Here is an 18,939-nt window from a genome sequence, read left to right as displayed (position 1 = left end):
GAGAACGAGTCGACCGGTAGCGATCTCGGTCCGACGCGTATCGGGTGGTTCCGCAGGTAGCGGAGCCGCCCGGCGGCGGAGTGTGATCGACCGACGGAAGGAACAACGGCTCGATGGTGCCCGTGGATACCACCCTGAGTGGAGCCGGCAGAAACGACGATGTTTCGAGTGGAGCCGGCAGAAACGACGATGTTTCGAGTGGAGCCGGCAGGAACGACGTTGTCGCGAGTGGTGCCGGGTCGCCGTGGCTCGCGTATCGCGGTCGGCGCGAGGCCGTGACCGGTCGCGTCGATCGGTTCGACGAGATGCTCGATGCCGACGACGCCGTCCGTCCGCATTGGGCGGAGTTGGTCGACGGGATGCGTGAGGCCGGCCCCGGTGCCATGCAGACGTTGCAGTCGCGGGTGAGCCGTCTGGTCGACGACCATGGCATCACGTACAACCCTATTCCGTCGGGTGGCAGCGAGGCGTTGCCCAGTGCTGTTCGGTGGGGGTTGGACAGTGTTCCGTTGGTCGTCGCGGCCGACGAGTGGGATCGTCTGGAAGCCGGTTTGGTTCAGCGGTCGATGCTGCTCGATGCGGTGCTCACCGATATCTACGGGGCCCAGGAAACCGTTCGTCGTGGGTTGATTCCGCCGGAGTTGGTCTTCGGCAACCCCGGCTATCTGCGGACGGCGCACGCGATCACCATTCCGGGGCCGCATCAGCTGTTCATGCATGCCGCCGATGTCGCCCGAGGTTCCGACGGCCAGTTCCGGGTCATTGCCGACCGCACGCAGGCACCGTCAGGAGTGGGGTATGCGCTCGCCGATCGGCGAGTGATGTCGCGCGCGATTCCCGAGTTGTTCCAGGCGAGCAATCCCAGGCCGCTCTCGACATTCGCTCGCGCGGTGCGGTTGGCGCTTCGCGATGCGGCACCCGCGTCGGCAGAGAATCCGGTCGTCGTGGTGCTGAGTCCTGGTTCGCATTCCGAGACGGCATTCGATCAGGCCTATCTCGCAACGGTTCTCGGCTTTCCTCTCGTGGAGAATGCCGATCTCGTGGTCCGTGACGGCTGTCTGTGGATGCGGTCGCTCGGCAAGCTGCGCCGGGTGGATGTGGTGCTGCGCCGAGTCGACGCCGAGTTCGCCGACCCACTCGATCTACGTCCGGATTCGCACCTGGGTGTCGTCGGTCTGGTCGAGGTGCTGCGGCGCGGGGCCGTGAGCGTGGTGAACACTCTCGGTAGCGGTGTGCTCGAGAACCCGGCGCTCCTTCCGTTGCTGCCGGCGTTGAGCCGGGCACTGCTGGACGAGGACCTGATTCTCGGTTCGGTGCAGACCTACTGGGGCGGTGACCCGAACCAGCTCTCGCACATCGGAAACCGGATGCGTTCGCTGGTGCTGCGGTCGATCACCTCGCGGCGCACGGTGGTGGGGCACGATCTCACCGACGCCGCAGCCAGGGAGCTGTGGAATCGAATCGTCGCCGAGCCGTGGAAGTGGACCGGACAGGAAGTCCCCGAGTTCTCGCTGGCTCCGGTCGGTTCGACGATGGACGGCGCGTCGGGTTCGCAATTGTCGGTGGCCCCCGCGCAGGTGGGGATGCGGCTGTTCACGGTTGCGCAGCGGGGCGGGTACACGCCCATGCGCGGCGGTCTGGGGCAAGTGGTGCTCACCGCACCGGTCACCGATCCGCTCATCACGGTGGCGTCGAAGGACGTGTGGGTCAAGTCGGTGGAACGGGTCACCCCGGCCGACTCCGCGCCGCACACCCCGCCCGCCACGGTGGAGGAGTTGCCGCAGTACGCCGCGTCCAACGTCGACGTCGTCAGCTCGCCGCGTGTGCTCGGCGACCTGTTCTGGTTCGGCCGCTACAGCGAGCGTGCCGAGGACATGACTCGATTGCTCATCGCCGCGCGCGAACGCAATCAGGACTACCGCTCGATGCCGTGGCTCGAAGGCAGCGACAGTCTGCCGATCCTGCTCGAAGCGGTCACGAAGGTCTCGCGCACCTGGCCGGGCTTCCTGGACGAGAAGAACCGCGGCGACGCGACCGTGGAAATGCGCTCGCTGATGCTCTCGACGGGACGTATGGGTTCGCTGGCGCAATCGGTGGATCGGATGCAGCAGGCGGCGCGCGCGGTGCGCGACCAGCTCTCGAACGACACCTGGGCGGTTCTGAACCGGATCGACACCGCGCTAGAGGAGCTGGCCGAATCGCCGGTTCACAACGGCGCACAACTGGCGTCGTCGCAGTCGAGTGTGCTGCGTGGTCTGCTCGCGCTGGCCGGTTTGGCGTCGGAATCGATGGTGCGAGACGCGGGCTGGTACCTGATGGACGCCGGCAAACGGATCGAGCGTGGTCTGCAGCTGACTGCGCTGCTCTCGGCCACATTGAGCCACGCTCTCACGCCGTCCACCGAACAAGCGGTCATCGATTCGGTGCTGTCCGCGGCCGAGTCCTCGGTGATCTACCGCAGACGTAACAGCGGTCGCGCGCGTCCGGCAGCCGTCGCGCAGTTGCTGTTGTTCGACGAGGGCAACCCGCGAGCCTTGGTCTACCAGCTCGATCGGCTTCGGGACGACCTGGGTTCGTTGCCCGATGCCTCGGGTACGTCGCGGCCCGAGCAGCTCGTCGAGCAGATGCGGGTGCGGTTGCGGCGGGTCGACCCTGGCGATCTGGAATCGGTCGACGCGAACGGCCGACGGGTGGAGTTGATCGAGCTGGTGGACGGCATCCACGACTCACTCGAGGAACTGTCTCGCGTCGTCCTCGCCACTCACATGTCGTTGCCCGGTGGCACGCAGCCGCTGTGGGGCAGCTCGAACATCCGAACTGCGAACGGGGTGCGGTGATGAGTCGTCGGTACCGAATCAAGCACATCACCACCTACACGTATTCCGACCGCGTGACCTCGTCCTACGGGCGGGGATTCCTCGCGCCGCGGGACATGGACGGGCAGCACTGCGTGGAGAAGTCGGTCACTGTGGAGCCCGCACCGACCGATCAATCCTTCGGCGTGGACGTCTACGGCAACGAGGATGTGTACTTCCACGTGACGCACGACCACGAGAAGCTGGTGGTGACGGCGGATTCGCTGGTGGAGGTGTATCCGCGCCCGGCGGACGAGACCACGTCGTGGCCGGCGACGGCATCCTGGGAGTCCGCTCGGATGGCGCTGTTCGGTGGACACGTGCCTGCGGATCCGGCTCGCGCGTCTGCTGTGGAGTTCGCTCTGGATCTTCCGACCCCGGAGATCACCGACGAGGTGCGCGCCTACGCTGCACCCAGCTTCTGGCCCGGTCGTCCCCTCGCGGACGTCGTCGTCGATCTGACGCATCGGATCTTCACCGATTTTCGCTATCTCTCCGGTTCGACGACGGTGTCGACCACCGTGGTCGATGTGCTCGCCGCGCGATCGGGAGTGTGTCAGGACTTCGCTCGCCTTGCCATCGCGTGCTTGCGCTCCCAGGGTCTCGCGGCGCGGTACGTGTCGGGATATCTCGCAACCGAACCTCCGCCCGGCAAGGAACGGATGATCGGCGTCGACGCGACCCACGCGTGGGCAGCGGTGTGGATGCCGAACGATCGCTGGCTCGCCTTCGATCCCACCAACGATCAGCTGGTCGACGAGCGGTACGCGACCGTGGCGTGGGGACGCGACTACGCCGACGTACCTCCCCTGCGAGGGGTGATCTACACCGAGGCGGAGGAGAGCACCATCGCCGTATCGGTGGACGTTGCACCGCAGTAGCGAACCCTGCATAATTCGGTGGCCCGGGGGTAACCGACCATCTGGTCGAATCTACGAATGCACTGTGCGAAAAGCCGCAAAAAGGACAATCGTGTCTCATTCGTAGCCACCGAGACGGCACAGCAGAACACACCGAACGGGTAGCTTGGACATCGATGACCGCAACACTGGCAGACCCTGTATCAGAGGTAGTAGCAGCAGCTCAGCGACTCCTCACCAAACGCACCGGAGCTCCGGTGACGTTGATCGACCCGGTGAATCTGGGGGGTAGCGGCCAAGCGGTCGTGTTGCGAGTCCGAGTCTCCGAGAACCCGTTTCAACTGCCCCGCACCCTGGTGATCAAGCAGGTTCGCGACCTGCCCGCCGAATCGGAACTGCGCGCCGAGCTCGGCGACATCTCCGGTTCCAGCGCCTTCTTGCGCGAGGCAGCGTCGTACCAGTTCGCCAACGCTCTGGCCACGGACAGCAGACCCGGACCCGAGCTGCACGCCTACGATCTCGACGCGCGGCTGCTGGTGCTCAGCGATCTCGGCGACGCCAGTCCCATCACCACTCTGCTGCGCAACTCGGACGAAGCCGCGGTGACCAACTCGTTGATGGCCATGGCTCAGGCGCTCGGCCGCATGCACGCCGCCACCGTCGGCCGCGAGGACGACTTCGCCGCTCTGCTGCGCCGGGTGGGGCAACCCGACTCCACCGACGGGATCTCCGCCCAGATACCCGACGCGCTCGCCGTGGTTCCCGGCCTGCTGACCGATCTCCTGGGCGTCGGAACGACCCCGGATGCGATTCTCGATCGCGTCTCTCGCAGCGGACGGCTGTTCGCGCACGGAGCCTTTCGCGCCTTCAGCCCGTCCGACCTGTGCCCCGACAACATCATCGTCAACGACGAAGGTGTCCGGTTCCTCGATTACGAGTGGGGCGGATTCCGTGACGCCACCCTCGACATCACCTACGCGTTGGCGTCGTTCCCCGGTTGCCTGTGCAGCTTCGAGCTCTCGCACGATCGCGAGCAGGCCATGATCGACGCGTGGCGCTCGGAAGTGGTGGGAATCTGGCCGGCGTTGGCTGACGACACCACGCTGGCGAGCAAGATCCTCGACGCACGTCTGATCTGGGTATGGCTCAGCACCTACTGGTTCCTGCCCGACGATCACACTCGCATCGCAGCGGCGCGTGCTCACCATCTGTCGGTTCCGCGGTCGCAGGCGCTGATCTCGCGGTGGGCGGTGCTGGCGGACAGTGCTGCGCGCGTCGGCGAGACCGGTATCGCCGAGTACGCGACGTCGGTCGGCACCGCTCTGCGCACGAAGTGGGAGCGCTGAGGAAGACGTCGTTCGCGCATCCGGCGGTCGGATCGGTAGCGTTCGATCGGTGAGCAGCGGTTTCGGAAGTGACATCTCGGGCGGGGACATCTCGGGAAGCGACGAGTTCGGCGACGACGGACTCTTCGACACGCCTGCGGCACCGGAGGCGATGGTCGCCGAGCCCCGTCCGACGTCCTCCTACATCAGGCCCGACGCCCCGCTGGCGGTGCGTATGCGTCCGACAACCCTCGACGAGGTGGTCGGGCAGTCTCATCTGTTGGCTCCCGGCGCACCGCTGCGCCGGCTCGTCGAGGGCTCCGGCGCATCCTCGGTGATGCTCTACGGTCCGCCGGGAACCGGCAAGACAACGCTCGCGTCGTTGATCTCCGGGGCCACCGGACGCAAGTTCGAGGCGTTGTCGGCCCTATCGGCAGGTGTGAAGGAAGTGCGTAGCGTCATCGAACTTGCACGACGCCGGTTGCTGTCGGGCGAGCAGACTGTGCTGTTCATCGACGAGGTGCACCGGTTCTCCAAGACGCAGCAGGATGCACTGCTCGCAGCCGTCGAGAATCGGATCGTGTTGTTGGTGGCTGCGACCACCGAGAACCCGTCGTTCTCGGTGGTGTCTCCGCTGCTGTCCCGATCGTTGGTATTGCAGTTGCAGCCGCTGGGATCCGAGGACATCGAGTTGTTGCTCACCCGCGCCGCCAACGATCCGCGCGGTCTGGACGGTGCGGTGACCATCGCCGAGGACGCGATGTCGCACCTGGTGCGTCTCGCGGCCGGTGACGCCCGCCGAGCGCTGACGGCCCTCGAGGCGGCAGCGGGCGCCGCAACCGACGGAACGCTGGACCTCGCGACGGTCGAGGCCAGTGTCGACAAGGCCGCCGTGCGTTACGACCGCGACGGAGATCAGCACTACGACGTCATCAGTGCGTTCATCAAGTCGATCAGAGGATCCGACGTCGACGCCGCCCTGCACTATCTGGCGCGGATGATCACGGCAGGCGAGGACGCACGGTTCATCGCGCGACGTCTCGTGGTCCACGCCAGCGAGGACATCGGGATGGCCGATCCCACGGCATTGCAGACGGCGACGGCCGCTGCCAGCGCGGTACAGATGATCGGGATGCCCGAGGCGCGGTTGGCGCTGGCGCAGGCGACCATCCATCTGGCGACTGCGCCCAAGTCCGGTGCCGTGATCGGCGCACTCGGTGCGGCCATGGCCGATGTGGCTGCAGGCAAGTCGGGATCGGTGCCGCCGCATCTACGCGACGGCCACTACAAGGGAGCGCAAGGGCTGGGAAACGCCGTCGGGTATCGGTACCCGCACAGCAGTCCGGGCGGCGTACTGGGGCAACAGTATCCGCCGGACGAACTGGTGGGCGTGAACTATTACGAGCCCACCGAACACGGTGCCGAGCGCGAAATCGCGACCAGGGTGGGGAAACTGCGGCGCATCATCCGAGGCCGATAGGCCCTCGAGTCGGCACAGGGTCTGACGACGCTAACCTGTACCAGTGCAGACCCATGAGATCCGCAGGCGTTTCCTCGACCATTTCGTGAAGGCGGGACACACCGAAGTACCCAGTGCGTCGTTGATTCTCGACGACCCGAACCTGCTGTTCGTCAATGCGGGCATGGTCCCCTTCGTGCCGTTCTTCCTCGGTCAGCAGACGCCGCCGTACAAGACGGCGACGAGCGTCCAGAAGTGCGTACGCACCCTCGACATCGAGAACGTCGGTATCACCACCCGCCACAACACCTTCTTCCAGATGGCGGGCAACTTCTCGTTCGGTGACTACTTCAAGCGCGACGCCATTCGGCACGCCTGGTCGCTGTTGACCGACAGTGTCGAAGACGGCGGGTACGGGTTCGACCCCGAGCGGATCTGGGCCACTGCATATCTCGACGACGACGAGGCGATCGAGCTCTGGAAGGAGATCGCCGGCCTGCCGGACGATCGAATTCAACGGCGCGGAATGGCCGACAACTACTGGTCCATGGGCATCCCCGGCCCCTGCGGCCCATGCTCGGAGATCTACTACGACCGTGGACCCGAGTTCGGTGCCGAGGGCGGTCCAGAGGCCGACGAGGACCGGTACATCGAGATCTGGAACCTCGTGTTCATGCAGAACGAGCGAGGCAAGGGGATCAGCAAGGACGACTTCGAGATCCTCGGTCCGCTGCCGAAGCAGAACATCGACACCGGCATGGGCGTCGAGCGCGTCGCATTCTTGCTGCAGGGCGTGGACAACGTCTACGAGACCGACCTCGTCCGGCCGGTGATCGCCAAGGCCGAGGCGCTCTCAGGGCGCGCCTACGGTGCCAACCACGACGACGACGTTCGCTTCCGTGTCATCGCCGATCACGCCCGCACCGCCGCGCTGCTGATCTCCGACGGCGTCAACCCCGGCAACGACGGTCGCGGTTACGTACTGCGCCGACTGCTGCGCCGTATCGTGCGATCGGCACGTCTGCTCGGAGCACCCGACGAGACGATGGCGCAGTTCATCACCGTCGTGCGCGACACGATGGCCGAGTCCTACCCGAACCTCGTCACCGACTTCGATCGAATCCTCACCGTCGCGGTGGGGGAGGAGACGGCGTTTCTCAAGACCCTCACCTCGGGTTCCCGACTGTTCGAGGGTGCCGCCGAGGCAGTCAAGGCGTCTGGTGCGAAGAAGATCGGCGGTGCCGAAGCGTTCGCGCTGCACGACACCTACGGGTTCCCGATCGATCTGACGCTCGAGATGGCCGCCGAGGCCGGCCTGTCGGTCGACGAGGACGGTTTCCGGTCCCTGATGGCCGAGCAGCGCAACCGGGCCAAGGACGACGCCCGCGCCCGCAAGCATGCACACGCCGACCTGACGGTCTACAAGGATTTCGTCGACGGTTCGCCGACCGAGTTCACCGGGTTCGACGAACTCGGTTCCGAGGCAACGGTGTTGGCGCTGATCTCCAACGGTGTTCGCGTTCCCACCGCGGTTGCAGGGGAGTCGGTGGAGATCATTCTCGACCGCAGTCCGCTGTACGCGGAGTCCGGTGGTCAGATCGCGGACATCGGCACCATCACCGCCCCGGGCCTCGGCGTCAAGGTCAACGACGTGCAGAAGATCGCCAAGAAGCTCTGGACGCACAAGTCCGTGGTCGAGTCGGGTCAGATCACCGAGGGTGACACCGTCCACGTCGATGTCGACCACGCCTGGCGCAAGGGTGCGACTCAGGGCCACTCGGGCACCCACATGGTGCACGCGGCACTGCGACAGGTTCTCGGGCCGAACGCGACGCAGGCGGGTTCGTTGAACAAGCCCGGCTACCTCCGATTCGACTTCTCGTGGCAGGGCGCACTCTCGGAGGCGCAACGCGACGACATCGAGAACGTCGCCAACGACGCGGTGGGCTCGGACTTCGCGGTCAATACCCTGGTCACCGACCTCGACAGCGCCAAGAAGATGGGCGCAATGGCCCTGTTCGGTGAAAACTACGGCGACGAAGTGCGCGTGGTCGAGATCGGCGGACCGTTCTCGATGGAACTGTGCGGTGGTACGCACGTGCAGCACTCGTCGCAGATCGGCCCGGTCACCATTCTCGGTGAATCGTCCGTCGGCTCGGGAGTGCGCCGAGTCGAAGCATTCGTCGGCCTCGATTCGTACCGCTATCTCGCCAAGGAACGCGCGCTGCTTGCCGGCATCGCGTCCTCGCTGAAGGTGCCGTCCGAGGAGGTCCCGGCTCGCATCGAGACCCTGGTCGAGCGTCTGCGCGTCGCGGAGAAGGAACTCGACGCCGTCAAGGCCGCTGCTGTGCTGGCCTCGGCCGGTGAGTTCGTCGGCAAGGCCGAGCGATTCGGTGACGCCCGAGCGGTGGTCGCTCGAGCACCGGACGGTGTCGGCGGTAACGACCTGCGCACCCTGGTGACCGATATTCGAGGACGGCTGGGCACCGATCCGGCCGTGGTGGTGCTGTTCGGCACCGTGAACGGCAAGGTCCCGTTCGTGGTCTCGACCAACAAGGCAGCTCAGGATGCAGGCATCGCGGCAGGCGATCTGGTGGCGGCCTTCGGTCCGAGCATCGGTGGCCGAGGCGGCGGCAAGCCCGAGCTGGCTCAGGGGTCGGGGTCGGACGTCGCCGGAATCGCAGCCGGTATCGACGCCGCCCGGGCTCGACTGACCGAACTCACGACCCACTGACGATCGTGGTAGCTCAGGGGCGCGGCCCCGATCGGCCAGGCGTCGACGATCCCGGACGCGGCCGTCGTATCGGCATCGACGTCGGTAGCGTCCGCATCGGCATCGCCTCCAGCGATCCCGACGGTGTACTCGCCACGCCGGTCGAGACGGTTCCGCGATCGAAGATCAAGGGTCCCGACGCGCCGGACGTGGTGCGGGTGGCGGAGATCGTCGCCGAATACGAGGCCGTCGAGATCGTGATCGGGCTTCCTCGGACGCTGCGCGGAGAGCGCGGCAGCGCCGTCGACGCAGCCGAGAGATTCGGCCGCTCCCTGTACCGGCGGTTGGGTGATGTTCCGATACGGATGGCCGACGAGCGACTGACTACCGTGAGCGCATCGCGCGCGTTACGGGACAGTGGAGTGCGAGCCAAGAACCAACGATCGGTGATCGATCAGGCTGCGGCGGTGGCGATACTGCAGGGCTGGCTCGACGAGCGCCGTGCCGTATCGGATCGTGCAGCGAACAATTCAGGATCGACGGAGGTCGACGAGTGAACAACCAAGGGTCCGATCGGGACCGGCGAGATGCGCGCTCGGACGAGGCGCACACCGACCCGATCGGTTATCGCGTGGACGAGGGCAGCGACTTCCACCGCAGCCTGCACGGCCATCCGCAGCGTCAGGAGCCGCACCCCCGGCCCTCTCGTAACGCAGATCGGGAGCCCGATCACGAGGCCGAGCGCGGAGCAGTGCCACAGGAGGTCGGCCGCAGCCGCGCCGCGACCCGCAAGGACCGAGCTGCGTCCAGCCGCAAGCGTCGCGGCCGGCTGGTGGCTCTGGTGCTCGGGCTCGTACTGATCGTGGCAGTGGCAGGCGGAGGGTATTTCGCGTTGAACAAGTTCGGCAATCGCACGACCCCGAACGCGGACTTCGCCGCAGGCTCACCGGGGGACGGCGTGGTGATTCAGGTTCACCCCAACGACACCGCACAACAGATCGGTACCCAGGCAGCGGACAAGGGTGTCGTGGCCAGCTCGGGTGCGTTTCTCGAAGCAGCGCTCCTGAACAACGCCATCACCTCGGTTCAACCAGGCTTCTATTTGCTCGCCAGCAACGTGCCTGCCTCGCAGGCCGTGACCGAACTCGTCGACCCCGCGTCCCGAGTGGGCAACATGGTGATCTCCGAGGGCCGCCAGCTCCACGACGCGCGCGACGTGAACACCGGTGCCGTGAAGAAGGGCATCTACACCCTGATCTCCGAGGCCAGCTGTGTGGACCGGACCGGCAGTGGAACCCCCACCTGCGTGAGCTACGACGACCTCAACGTCGCAGGAGCTGTGGACGACCCGGCTGCCTTGGGCGTGCCCGACTGGGCCACCGATCGCGTCGAGGGAGTCCCGGACCGCGATCGACAGCTCGAAGGCCTGATCGCCGCGGGAACCTGGGATTTCGACCCCAGCGCGGCTCCCACCGACATTCTGAAGCAGTTGGTGTCCGAGAGTGCGACCCGCTACGAGGACACCGGAATCCTGACCGCGGGCACCAACTCCGGGCTGACTCCGTACGACACCCTCGTCGCCGCATCGCTCGTCGAGCGTGAATCGCTGCCGCAGGACTTCAGCAAGGTGGCCCGGGTGATCCTCAATCGCCTCGCCGTGCCGCAGCGGCTCGAGTTCGACTCGACGGTCAACTACTCGCTCGACACGACCGAGGTGGCCACCACCGACGCCGACCGGGCCCGCGTCACCCCGTGGAACACCTATGCCAGCGAGGGGCTGCCGGCAACCCCGATCTCCTCGCCGAGTATCGGTGCGGTGCAGGCGGTCGAGATGCCCGCAGACGGTGACTGGTTGTACTTCGTGACCATCAACCAGGCGGGCGAAACCCTGTTCACCCGCAGCTACGAGGAACACCTGGCGAACATCACCAAGGTCGAGGCGGGCTTCCTCGACAGCGGCCGCTGACGTGCGCGCCGCCGTACTGGGTAGCCCTGTCGAACACTCGAAGTCGCCCGTGCTGCACTGTGCTGCGTACCGCGCGCTGGGACTCGACGACTGGACCTACGAACGCATCGACTGCACCGGTGAGCAGTTGCCCGGCCTGCTCGACGGTTTCGGTCCCGAATGGGTCGGCGTGTCGGTCACCATGCCGGGCAAGGTTGCGGCTCTGGCGTACGCGACCGAGCGCACCGCGCGGGCAGTTCTGGCCGGCTCTGCGAACACCCTGGTGCGCACCGCGTCGGGCTGGCGCGCCGATTGCACGGACGTCGACGGAATCGTGGGTGCACTACGCGACGCCGGAGTCGAGGACCTGTCCGGTCGCACCGTGACGGTGGTCGGCGCAGGAGGAACGTCGAGGCCGGCGATCGTGGCGCTGGCCGGACTCGGGGCGACTGCGGTCACCGTGGTCGCGCGGTCCGCCGACCGCGCCCGGGACACACTGGACTGCGCCGTCGCCACGGGGATGCGCGCGGAGTTCGCGGACATGACCGACCCTCGACTCGCCACTGTCGCAGCGGAGTCGGCTGTGCTGGTCAGCACCGTTCCCGCGGCCGGAGCGGCGGATATCGCGTCGGATCTCGCCCATGCGCCGTTGGTCCTCGACGCCATCTACGATCCCTGGCCGACGCCCCTGGCAGCTGCCGTGGACGCGGCCGGTGGAACCGTCATCAGCGGATTGTCGATGCTGCTCAATCAGGCGTACGGGCAGGTAGAACAGTTCACCGGCAGGCCGGCACCACGAGCGATCATGCGTGACGCGCTGACCACCATGCTGTGAGTTCGCACCGTCGGTAGTCCACAGGCCTCGAGTTGTGCACAGGCCGTGAGTTGTCCACAGGGCAATGTCCCACCTGGGCGTGCGTCACGAGCGATCGCTGCCGCGATGCAACCCTTCGATCATGATGGGTCTGTGTGTGGCGGTCCTGGTCGGTGCCGTTGCGGGGATGACGATGCGCCGCTGCCTGGTCCGATGGAGTCCTCGGCTCCTGCCGCTGATGTCTGCGATCGGGACCGGATGGGTCTGGTGGCGGTTCGGCGGTTCCGAGTACGTGGTTCCGTTGTGCGCGACGACGTGGTGGTTCGCCGCGCTCAGCGCCGTCGACCTGCAGCGCCGCCGGTTGCCGAACGCCTTGACCGTCCCCGGTGCGATCGTGGTGACGATCGCACTCGTGCTCACGGGCTCGGCAGGGGCACTGCTGGGCGGCGCCCTGCTGTTCGCGATCTACCTCGTCGTTCACCTTCTCGCGCCCGCAGCGTTCGGAGCGGGTGACGTCAAACTCGCCTGGTCGGTCGGCTCGATCGCATGCGTGGGCGGCGGGGAAGGATGGGCCGTCGCCGCACTGTCGGCACCGGTGGCAACTGCCGTGGTGGGGTCGGTCGCCGCGGCGTTCGGGCACAGGCGAGCCCGCATCGCGCACGGCCCGTCCATGTGTGCGGCCACCCTGCTGGCATCCGCGGCGTCCCTGGCGTGAAAAGATGTTCGAGTGCTGCGCTGGATAACTGCCGGAGAATCCCACGGACCCGCTCTCGTCGCCATCCTCGAAGGAATGGTCGCGGGAGTAGAGGTGACCTCGGACGACATTGCCTCTCAACTCGCTCGCCGTCGCCTCGGCTACGGCCGCGGTGCCCGCATGAAGTTCGAGGCCGACAAAGTGACCCTCACCGGCGGTGTCCGACACGGACGCACCATGGGCGGGCCGGTTGCGATCGAGGTCGGCAACACCGAGTGGCCCAAATGGGAGCAGGTGATGTCGGCCGACCCCGTCGACGACGCAGTGCTCGCGGATCTCGCGCGCAACTCTCCGTTGACACGGCCGCGGCCCGGCCACGCCGACTTCTCCGGAATGCTCAAGTACGGATTCGACGATGCTCGTCCGGTGCTCGAACGCGCCAGCGCTCGTGAGACCGCCGCGCGGGTCGCCATCGGCACTGTCGCCCGTCTGTTCCTGAAGCAGGCGTTCGGCGTCGACGTCGTGTCCCATGTGATCTCCATCGGAGCATCCGACCCCTATGTCGGACCCCCGCCCGCAGGTGCCGACCTCGACGCGATCGACGCCTCTCCGGTTCGCGCCTTCGACAAGGCCGCCGAAGAATCGATGATCGCCGAGATCGAAGCCGCGAAGAAGGACGGCGACACTCTGGGCGGCGTCGTCGAGGTCGTCGTGCACGGCCTCCCCGTCGGCCTCGGATCGTTCGTCTCCGGAGAACGCAAGCTCGACGCCAGGCTCGCCGCGGCACTGATGGGAATCCAGGCCATCAAGGGGGTCGAGATCGGAGACGGCTTCGAGACCGCGCGTCGACGCGGAAGCGTCGCCCACGACGAGATCAAGCCCGGACCGGACGGTGTGTTGCGCTCGACCAACCGTGCAGGCGGCATCGAGGGCGGTATGACCAACGGTGAGGCACTGCGAGTGCGGGCGGCGATGAAGCCCATCTCGACGGTTCCGCGCGCGCTGGCAACGGTCGACATGACGACCGGCGACGAGGCAGTGGCCATTCATCAGCGTTCGGACGTCTGCGCTGTTCCGGCCGCCGGTGTCGTGGCCGAGACCATGGTCGCCCTGGTGGTCGCGCAGGCAGCGTTGGAGAAGTTCGGTGGGGACTCGCTGGCGGAGACGACGAGCAACGTCGACCACTACGTGAAGGGCACCGCCGCCCGACCCCCACGATGACCCCGTACGCGGTCCTCGTCGGACCGCCGGGGGCAGGGAAGTCGACGATCGGTCGACGGCTGGCACAGGCCCTCGACCTCGACCTGTTCGACACCGACGTGGCCATCGAGCGAGACACCGGTCGCACGATCGCCGATATCTTCTCGCACGACGGCGAACCGGCTTTTCGGCAGATCGAGGAGCGGATAGTCGCCGGTGCTCTGGCCTCGCACGACGGGATCGTCTCCCTCGGCGGTGGTGCTGTGTTGTCGCCGGCGACCCGTGCCCTGCTGTCCGGGCATACCGTGGTGTACCTGGAAATCAGTGTGTCGGAAGGGCTTCGGCGAACCGGCGCGAACACGGTTCGGCCGCTGCTCGCCGGTCCTGACCCGCGTGCGAAGTATCAGGAACTGATGCGTCATCGGCGACCTCTCTATCGTTCGGTGGCCACGGTGCGCGTGCGCACCGACAGTCGCAGCCCGGCTCGGGTCGTGGGCCAGTTGGTGGCGAAGCTGACGGCGATCGCCCCTGTTCCCGGGCGCGATGCGAACGAGAAAAACCCCCAGTAGATGAAGGTGATTCGATGACAGAGCCAGTGCGCGTCCAGGTCGAGACTGCCAACCCGTACCCGGTGATCATCGGCCGAGGTCTGTTGACGGACCTCGTCGACGAGCTCGCCGGAACGGCCACCGTGGCGATCTTCCACCAGCCTCCGCTGGCAGAGACCGCAGAGGCAGTGCGAGCGGCGTTGGCGGACAAGGGAATCGACGCTCACCGCATCGAGATCCCGGATGCCGAGGACGGCAAGGACCTTGCAGTGGCGGGGTTCTGCTGGGAAGTCCTCGGCCGAATCGGTCTCACCCGCAGCGACGCCATCGTCAGTCTGGGAGGCGGAGCGGCAACGGACCTGGCCGGATTCGTGGCAGCGACCTGGATGCGCGGAGTCCGTATCGTCCACGTCCCGACGACGCTGCTGGCCATGGTCGACGCGGCAGTGGGCGGCAAGACCGGCATCAACACCGATGCCGGCAAGAACCTCGTCGGCTCGTTCCACGAACCGGCCGCCGTGTTGATCGATCTGGCGACGCTCGAGACCGTGCCGAAGAACGAGATCGTCTCGGGCCTGGCCGAGGTGATCAAGACCGGGTTCATCGCCGATCCGAAGATTCTGGACATCATCGAGGCCGATCCTGCCGCGGCGCTGGATCCGACCGGTGACGTTCTGCCGGAGTTGATCAGGCGCTCGGTCGAGGTCAAGGCGAAGGTCGTGGCGGCCGATCTGCGCGAGTCGAACCTCCGCGAAATCCTGAACTACGGGCACACGCTCGCGCATGCCATCGAGCGGCGGGAGCAGTACCGCTGGCGTCACGGTGCCGCCGTGTCGGTCGGTCTGGTGTTCGCGGCCGAGCTGGGACGCCTGGCCGGACGCCTGGACGACGCAACTGCCGACCGCCACCGCTCGATTCTCGAATCGGTCGGCTTGCCGGTCACCTACGACGAGCATGCATTCTCGGATCTGCTCAAGGGCATGCAGAAGGACAAGAAGAACCGGGCCGGGTTGCTGCGATTCGTGGTTCTGGACGGTCTGGCCAAGCCCGGACGGCTCGAGGGTCCGGATCCGGCACTGCTCGTCGCCGCATTCTCGGCGGTCGGTCGCGAGGCCCCGACCGCAGGTGGGTCGGCCATTCTGTTGTGACCTCGTGAGACCGACTCGGGTCTCGACGAAGAACGGGCGGGGGTGGCCCCCCCCCCCCGCGCGGACACCCCCCCCGGGGGTGGGGTGGGGGGGGCCGGGACCCCCGGCGCGCGCCGGGCGCCCCCCCGGCGGCCGCGGGCGGGGGGGGGGGGGGGGGGCCCGCCCCGCGGGGGGGGGGGGGGGGCTTGGGGGGGCGCCCGGGGGCGCCCGGGGGGGGCCCGCCGGCCCCCGGGGGGGGGGCCCCCGCCCCCGCGGGCCCCCCCCCGCCCGTAGGTCGATGTGTGGGGGAGTCAGGAACCGTCGGCGCTGCCGTGACGACCGCGCTTGTCCAGTCGCGGCTTGCCGTCTGCGTCCACTGCCGAGAACACCTCGGTATCGGCTTCGCCGTGCTCGGAGGCCCACTGGGGCTCGGACCGCGTGGGTTCGGACCGCGCGGGTTCGGCCTGCCTCGACCGATTCTCCTGACCGGCGTTGACCAGCTGGCGGTCGTGTGCGCGTTCGGCGTCCGAGGTGGCCAACTTCTTCTTGGCCTCGCGGTTGACGATCTGTCTTCCCACGAACACCGCGACGCTGGCGGCGATGAAGATGGTGAGAATGGTGAACGCGGCTCCGGAAGTCAGCTCGAAGGCCAGACCGTTCTGACCCAGGCTGAAGTCGACGAAGAAGTCGACGATCCAGCTCAGGAGACCTCCGAGGAGTCCACCGACCACAGCGGCTTTGAGCCAGACCATGGTCAGGTCCTCGCCGTCGTCGGGGTCGGGATGCTTGCGTCGGTCGCGGATTCCGTCGATGCCGGCCCACACGATGATGACGAGCAACACGAGGGCGTATGCCACCCAGCGCAGTGCCGATCCGCTCAGCGGCCACATCGACACTGCTGCCCCCAGCAGCAGTCGAACGAGGACGTTGATCAATCCCATACTTATGCCACGCACTGCCCACCCAGTCATGCGGCACAGCATATCTGCACGTCGAAGTTTGTGTGTCGGGGCCCACAAGTTCGATGACCTGGTCGAGTGGAATGGCGCCTGTGGAACGGCCGGTAATGTCGAAGGCATGCCTGCCGATTTCGGTGCCCGTCGTGGTGCCCTACGAGAACTAATGGCCGCCGACGGACTCGATTCGATGTTGATCACCGATCTTCTCAACGTCCGATATCTGACGGGCTTCACCGGGTCCAACGCCGCGTTGCTGGTCTCGGTGGCCGATTCGGCCGGTGACGAGGATCGGACGGTCATCTGCACCGACGGTCGGTACGTCACTCAGGTGGCCGAGCAGGTGCCGGATCTGCGGGCCGAGATCGATCGGGCGTCGGCGATACACCTGCTTCGCTCGGGTGTGTCGGGTCGTGGCGGGCGGATCGGTTTCGAGAGCCACGTGGTGACCGTCGACGCTCATCGCGCGTGGTCCGAGCTCGACGGCGCTGCGGAATTGGTGCGCGCACCGGGCGTCGTGGAGTCGTTGCGCATGGTCAAGGACGAGTTCGAGGTGGGGTTGCTCAGGGACGCCTGCCGGGCCGCCGACGACGCCCTGGCTCGATTGATCGGTGGGGGCGGCATCCGTGCCGGTCGGACCGAGCGTGAGGTCGCCCGCGAGCTGGAGTCGTCGATGCTCGACCACGGTGCCGATGCCATCTCGTTCGAGACCATCGTCGCTGCCGGAGCCAACTCGGCGGTCCCGCATCACCGGCCGACCGATGCTGTGCTGGCCGACGGCGACTTCGTCAAGCTCGACTTCGGTGCACTCGTCGGCGGCTACCACTCGGACATGACTCGGACCTTCGTCATCGGGACTCCCGTGCAGTGGCAGCGCGATCTGTACGAGCTGGTGCAGCGGTCGCAGACAGCCGGTCGGGAAGCGCTGGCACCGGGAGTGACCACCGCCTCGGTCGACGCCGCGTCGCGCTCGGTGATCGAGGACGCAGGGTACGGGGAGTACTTCCTCCACGGGCTCGGCCACGGCGTTGGCCTGGAAATCCACGAAGCGCCGGGAATCGCGAAGACGAGCACCGGTACACTGCTGAGCGGTGCAGCGGTCACCGTCGAGCCGGGTGTCTACTTCTCCGGTCGCGGCGGCGTTCGGATCGAGGACACACTCGTCGTTCGCGACGGGGGTCCGGAACTGCTCACCCTGACAAGCAAGGAACTCACGTCCGTCTAGCGCGCGGGCGGGAGCGAATCCAAGCCCGTGACCGACGGCGCGTCACGCGCACAAACGATTGAGGAGACGCGAAGCAAGTGGCTTCCACCAGCGATTTCAAGAACGGACTGGTTCTCAACCTGGAGAACCAGCTGTGGTCGATCATCGAATTCCAGCACGTCAAGCCCGGCAAGGGACCCGCATTCGTGCGGACCAAGCTGAAGAACGTGCTCTCGGGCAAGGTCGTCGACAAGACGTTCAACGCCGGTGTGAAGGTCGAGACCGCAACGGTCGACCGCCGCGACATGACGTACCTCTACCACGACGGTAGCGACTACGTGTTCATGGACGCCGACACCTACGACCAGCTCTCGATCGGTGAGGCCACCGTCGGTGACGGCGCGCGCTTCCTGCTCGAGAACCTGCGCGTTCAGGTCGCCATGCACGAGGGCGTTCCGCTGTACGTCGAGCTTCCCGTCACCGTCGAGCTCGAGGTCAAGCACACCGATCCCGGCCTGCAGGGCGATCGCTCCACCGGCGGCACCAAGCCGGCGACCCTCGAGACCGGAGCCGAGATCTCGGTGCCGCTGTTCATCAACACCGGCGACAAGCTCAAGGTCGACTCGCGTGACGGAAACTACCTCGGGCGTGTGAACTCCTAACGTGTCATCGAAGAAGTCGACATCCTCCGCCTCGCAGAACGGTGCCCCCGGTGCGAAGAAGCTCGGTGCGCGCCACAAGGCCCGTAAGCGTGCGGTGGACTTTCTGTTCGAGGCGGAGGCGCGCAACGTCGACCCGGTGAACCTGACCACCGAGCGCATCGAACTCGCACGCGGCGACGACACGATCGCTCCGGTCAGTGATTACACCAAGACGTTGGTCGAGGGCGTCGCCGAGAATCTCGATCGACTCGACGGCGTGATAGCCGATCACCTCAAGGACTGGACGCTCACCCGTCTACCTGCAGTCGACAGGGCCATCCTGCGCGTCGCGGTGTGGGAGTTGTTCCATGCCACGGACGTGCCACCGGTCGTGGCCGTCGACGAAGCCGTCGAGCTGGCCAAACAGCTGTCCACCGACGATTCGCCCGGCTTCGTCAACGGCGTGCTGGGTCAGATCGTCCTGGTCGCGCCACAGGTACGCGCCGCGGCCGCGGCGGTTTCGAGCCGTACGCAGTCCGATGCGTCCGGTGCAGCGTCGGTCGACGCCGAGCAGTGATCGGACGTTCGACGCTCGTGT

At 66.8% G+C, this 18,939-nt stretch carries 16 protein-coding genes; 15 read left to right on the top strand and 1 reads right to left on the bottom strand.

All coding sequences use genetic code 11. The features are described from left to right. The first annotated feature begins 113 nt into the window (after window positions 1-113). The 12 genes from R4P57_RS16675 to aroB all read left to right on the top strand — a co-directional run bounded on the left by R4P57_RS16675 (window position 114) and on the right by aroB (window position 15,561). Window positions 114-2,837, top strand: coding sequence for a circularly permuted type 2 ATP-grasp protein (locus R4P57_RS16675; protein WP_317803907.1), 2,724 nt, complete (start codon window positions 114-116; stop codon window positions 2,835-2,837). Continuing rightward, the gene (locus R4P57_RS16670; protein ID WP_317803906.1) at window positions 2,837-3,736 is read left to right on the top strand and encodes a transglutaminase family protein; all 900 of its coding nucleotides are present in this window, start codon (window positions 2,837-2,839) and stop codon (window positions 3,734-3,736) included. Before R4P57_RS16675 ends, R4P57_RS16670 begins: the two co-directional genes overlap by 1 nt. A gap of 155 nt (window positions 3,737-3,891) precedes the next feature. Next, window positions 3,892-5,061 carry a kinase gene (locus tag R4P57_RS16665; protein ID WP_317803905.1) on the top strand — a complete coding sequence of 390 codons (1,170 nt, stop codon included), beginning with the start codon at window positions 3,892-3,894 and terminating at the stop codon, window positions 5,059-5,061. Window positions 5,062-5,212: 151 nt separating this feature from the next. Further along, the gene (locus tag R4P57_RS16660; protein ID WP_317803962.1) at window positions 5,213-6,520 is read left to right on the top strand and encodes a replication-associated recombination protein A; all 1,308 of its coding nucleotides are present in this window, start codon (window positions 5,213-5,215) and stop codon (window positions 6,518-6,520) included. A gap of 43 nt (window positions 6,521-6,563) precedes the next feature. Further along, on the top strand, window positions 6,564-9,233 hold the full coding sequence (gene alaS, locus R4P57_RS16655; protein ID WP_317803904.1) for an alanine--tRNA ligase: 2,670 nt from the start codon (window positions 6,564-6,566) through the stop codon (window positions 9,231-9,233). 5 nt (window positions 9,234-9,238) lie between these two features. Next, window positions 9,239-9,769, top strand: a complete 531-nt coding sequence (gene ruvX, locus R4P57_RS16650) for a Holliday junction resolvase RuvX (RefSeq protein ID WP_317803903.1) — start codon at window positions 9,239-9,241, stop codon at window positions 9,767-9,769. Then, the gene (locus R4P57_RS16645; protein ID WP_317803902.1) at window positions 9,766-11,178 is read left to right on the top strand and encodes an endolytic transglycosylase MltG; all 1,413 of its coding nucleotides are present in this window, start codon (window positions 9,766-9,768) and stop codon (window positions 11,176-11,178) included. Before ruvX ends, R4P57_RS16645 begins: the two co-directional genes overlap by 4 nt. A gap of 1 nt (window position 11,179) precedes the next feature. Next, a complete protein-coding gene (locus tag R4P57_RS16640; protein WP_317803901.1) occupies window positions 11,180-11,992 on the top strand; it encodes a shikimate dehydrogenase in 813 nt (270 codons plus the stop codon). Window positions 11,993-12,113: 121 nt separating this feature from the next. Continuing rightward, on the top strand, window positions 12,114-12,686 hold the full coding sequence (locus tag R4P57_RS16635) for an A24 family peptidase (RefSeq protein WP_317803900.1): 573 nt from the start codon (window positions 12,114-12,116) through the stop codon (window positions 12,684-12,686). 12 nt (window positions 12,687-12,698) lie between these two features. Next, window positions 12,699-13,886, top strand: coding sequence for a chorismate synthase (gene aroC / locus R4P57_RS16630; protein WP_032397981.1), 1,188 nt, complete (start codon window positions 12,699-12,701; stop codon window positions 13,884-13,886). Continuing rightward, complete coding sequence (locus tag R4P57_RS16625; protein ID WP_317803899.1) at window positions 13,883-14,434, top strand: shikimate kinase; 552 nt, start codon at window positions 13,883-13,885, stop codon at window positions 14,432-14,434. Before aroC ends, R4P57_RS16625 begins: the two co-directional genes overlap by 4 nt. A 14-nt stretch (window positions 14,435-14,448) precedes the next feature. Beyond that, entirely contained in the window at window positions 14,449-15,561 is a 1,113-nt protein-coding gene (gene aroB, locus R4P57_RS16620; RefSeq protein ID WP_317803898.1) for a 3-dehydroquinate synthase, read from the top strand. 290 nt (window positions 15,562-15,851) lie between these two features. On the opposite strand, the gene R4P57_RS16615 is transcribed toward aroB, so the two are convergent. After that, window positions 15,852-16,511, bottom strand: a complete 660-nt coding sequence (locus tag R4P57_RS16615; protein ID WP_317803897.1) for a B-4DMT family transporter — start codon at window positions 16,509-16,511, stop codon at window positions 15,852-15,854. A gap of 106 nt (window positions 16,512-16,617) precedes the next feature. Here R4P57_RS16615 and R4P57_RS16610 point away from each other — a divergent pair, with 106 nt between their 5' ends. The 3 genes from R4P57_RS16610 to nusB all read left to right on the top strand — a co-directional run bounded on the left by R4P57_RS16610 (window position 16,618) and on the right by nusB (window position 18,918). Then, on the top strand, window positions 16,618-17,721 hold the full coding sequence (locus R4P57_RS16610; protein WP_317803896.1) for a Xaa-Pro peptidase family protein: 1,104 nt from the start codon (window positions 16,618-16,620) through the stop codon (window positions 17,719-17,721). 77 nt (window positions 17,722-17,798) lie between these two features. After that, window positions 17,799-18,362: an elongation factor P gene (gene efp, locus R4P57_RS16605; protein ID WP_027496978.1), complete on the top strand. Its 564-nt coding sequence runs from the start codon at window positions 17,799-17,801 to the stop codon at window positions 18,360-18,362. 1 nt (window position 18,363) lies between these two features. Continuing rightward, on the top strand, window positions 18,364-18,918 hold the full coding sequence (gene nusB / locus R4P57_RS16600; RefSeq protein WP_317803895.1) for a transcription antitermination factor NusB: 555 nt from the start codon (window positions 18,364-18,366) through the stop codon (window positions 18,916-18,918). Window positions 18,919-18,939: the final 21 nt, after the last annotated feature.

Origin of the sequence: Rhodococcus sp. IEGM 1330 (assembly GCF_033142445.1) — a bacterium.
In the GTDB taxonomy this organism is placed as follows: domain Bacteria; phylum Actinomycetota; class Actinomycetes; order Mycobacteriales; family Mycobacteriaceae; genus Rhodococcoides.
The sequence above is the reverse complement of the archived record's forward strand: the minus strand, read 5'-3'. Positions and strand labels throughout refer to the sequence as shown.

Excerpts from the sequence above, each read along its gene's own strand:
- R4P57_RS16675 (WP_317803907.1), top strand. The coding sequence starts at position 114 with ATGGTGCCCGTGGATACCACCCTGAGTGGAGCCGGCAGAAACGACGAT.
- aroB (WP_317803898.1), top strand. The coding sequence starts at position 14,449 with ATGACAGAGCCAGTGCGCGTCCAGGTCGAGACTGCCAACCCGTACCCG.
- R4P57_RS16610 (WP_317803896.1), top strand. The coding sequence starts at position 16,618 with ATGCCTGCCGATTTCGGTGCCCGTCGTGGTGCCCTACGAGAACTAATG.
- R4P57_RS16625 (WP_317803899.1), top strand. The coding sequence starts at position 13,883 with ATGACCCCGTACGCGGTCCTCGTCGGACCGCCGGGGGCAGGGAAGTCG.
- R4P57_RS16670 (WP_317803906.1), top strand. The coding sequence starts at position 2,837 with ATGAGTCGTCGGTACCGAATCAAGCACATCACCACCTACACGTATTCC.
- R4P57_RS16615 (WP_317803897.1), bottom strand. The coding sequence starts at position 16,511 with ATGACTGGGTGGGCAGTGCGTGGCATAAGTATGGGATTGATCAACGTC.
- R4P57_RS16665 (WP_317803905.1), top strand. The coding sequence starts at position 3,892 with ATGACCGCAACACTGGCAGACCCTGTATCAGAGGTAGTAGCAGCAGCT.
- R4P57_RS16635 (WP_317803900.1), top strand. The coding sequence starts at position 12,114 with ATGATGGGTCTGTGTGTGGCGGTCCTGGTCGGTGCCGTTGCGGGGATG.
- R4P57_RS16660 (WP_317803962.1), top strand. The coding sequence starts at position 5,213 with ATGGTCGCCGAGCCCCGTCCGACGTCCTCCTACATCAGGCCCGACGCC.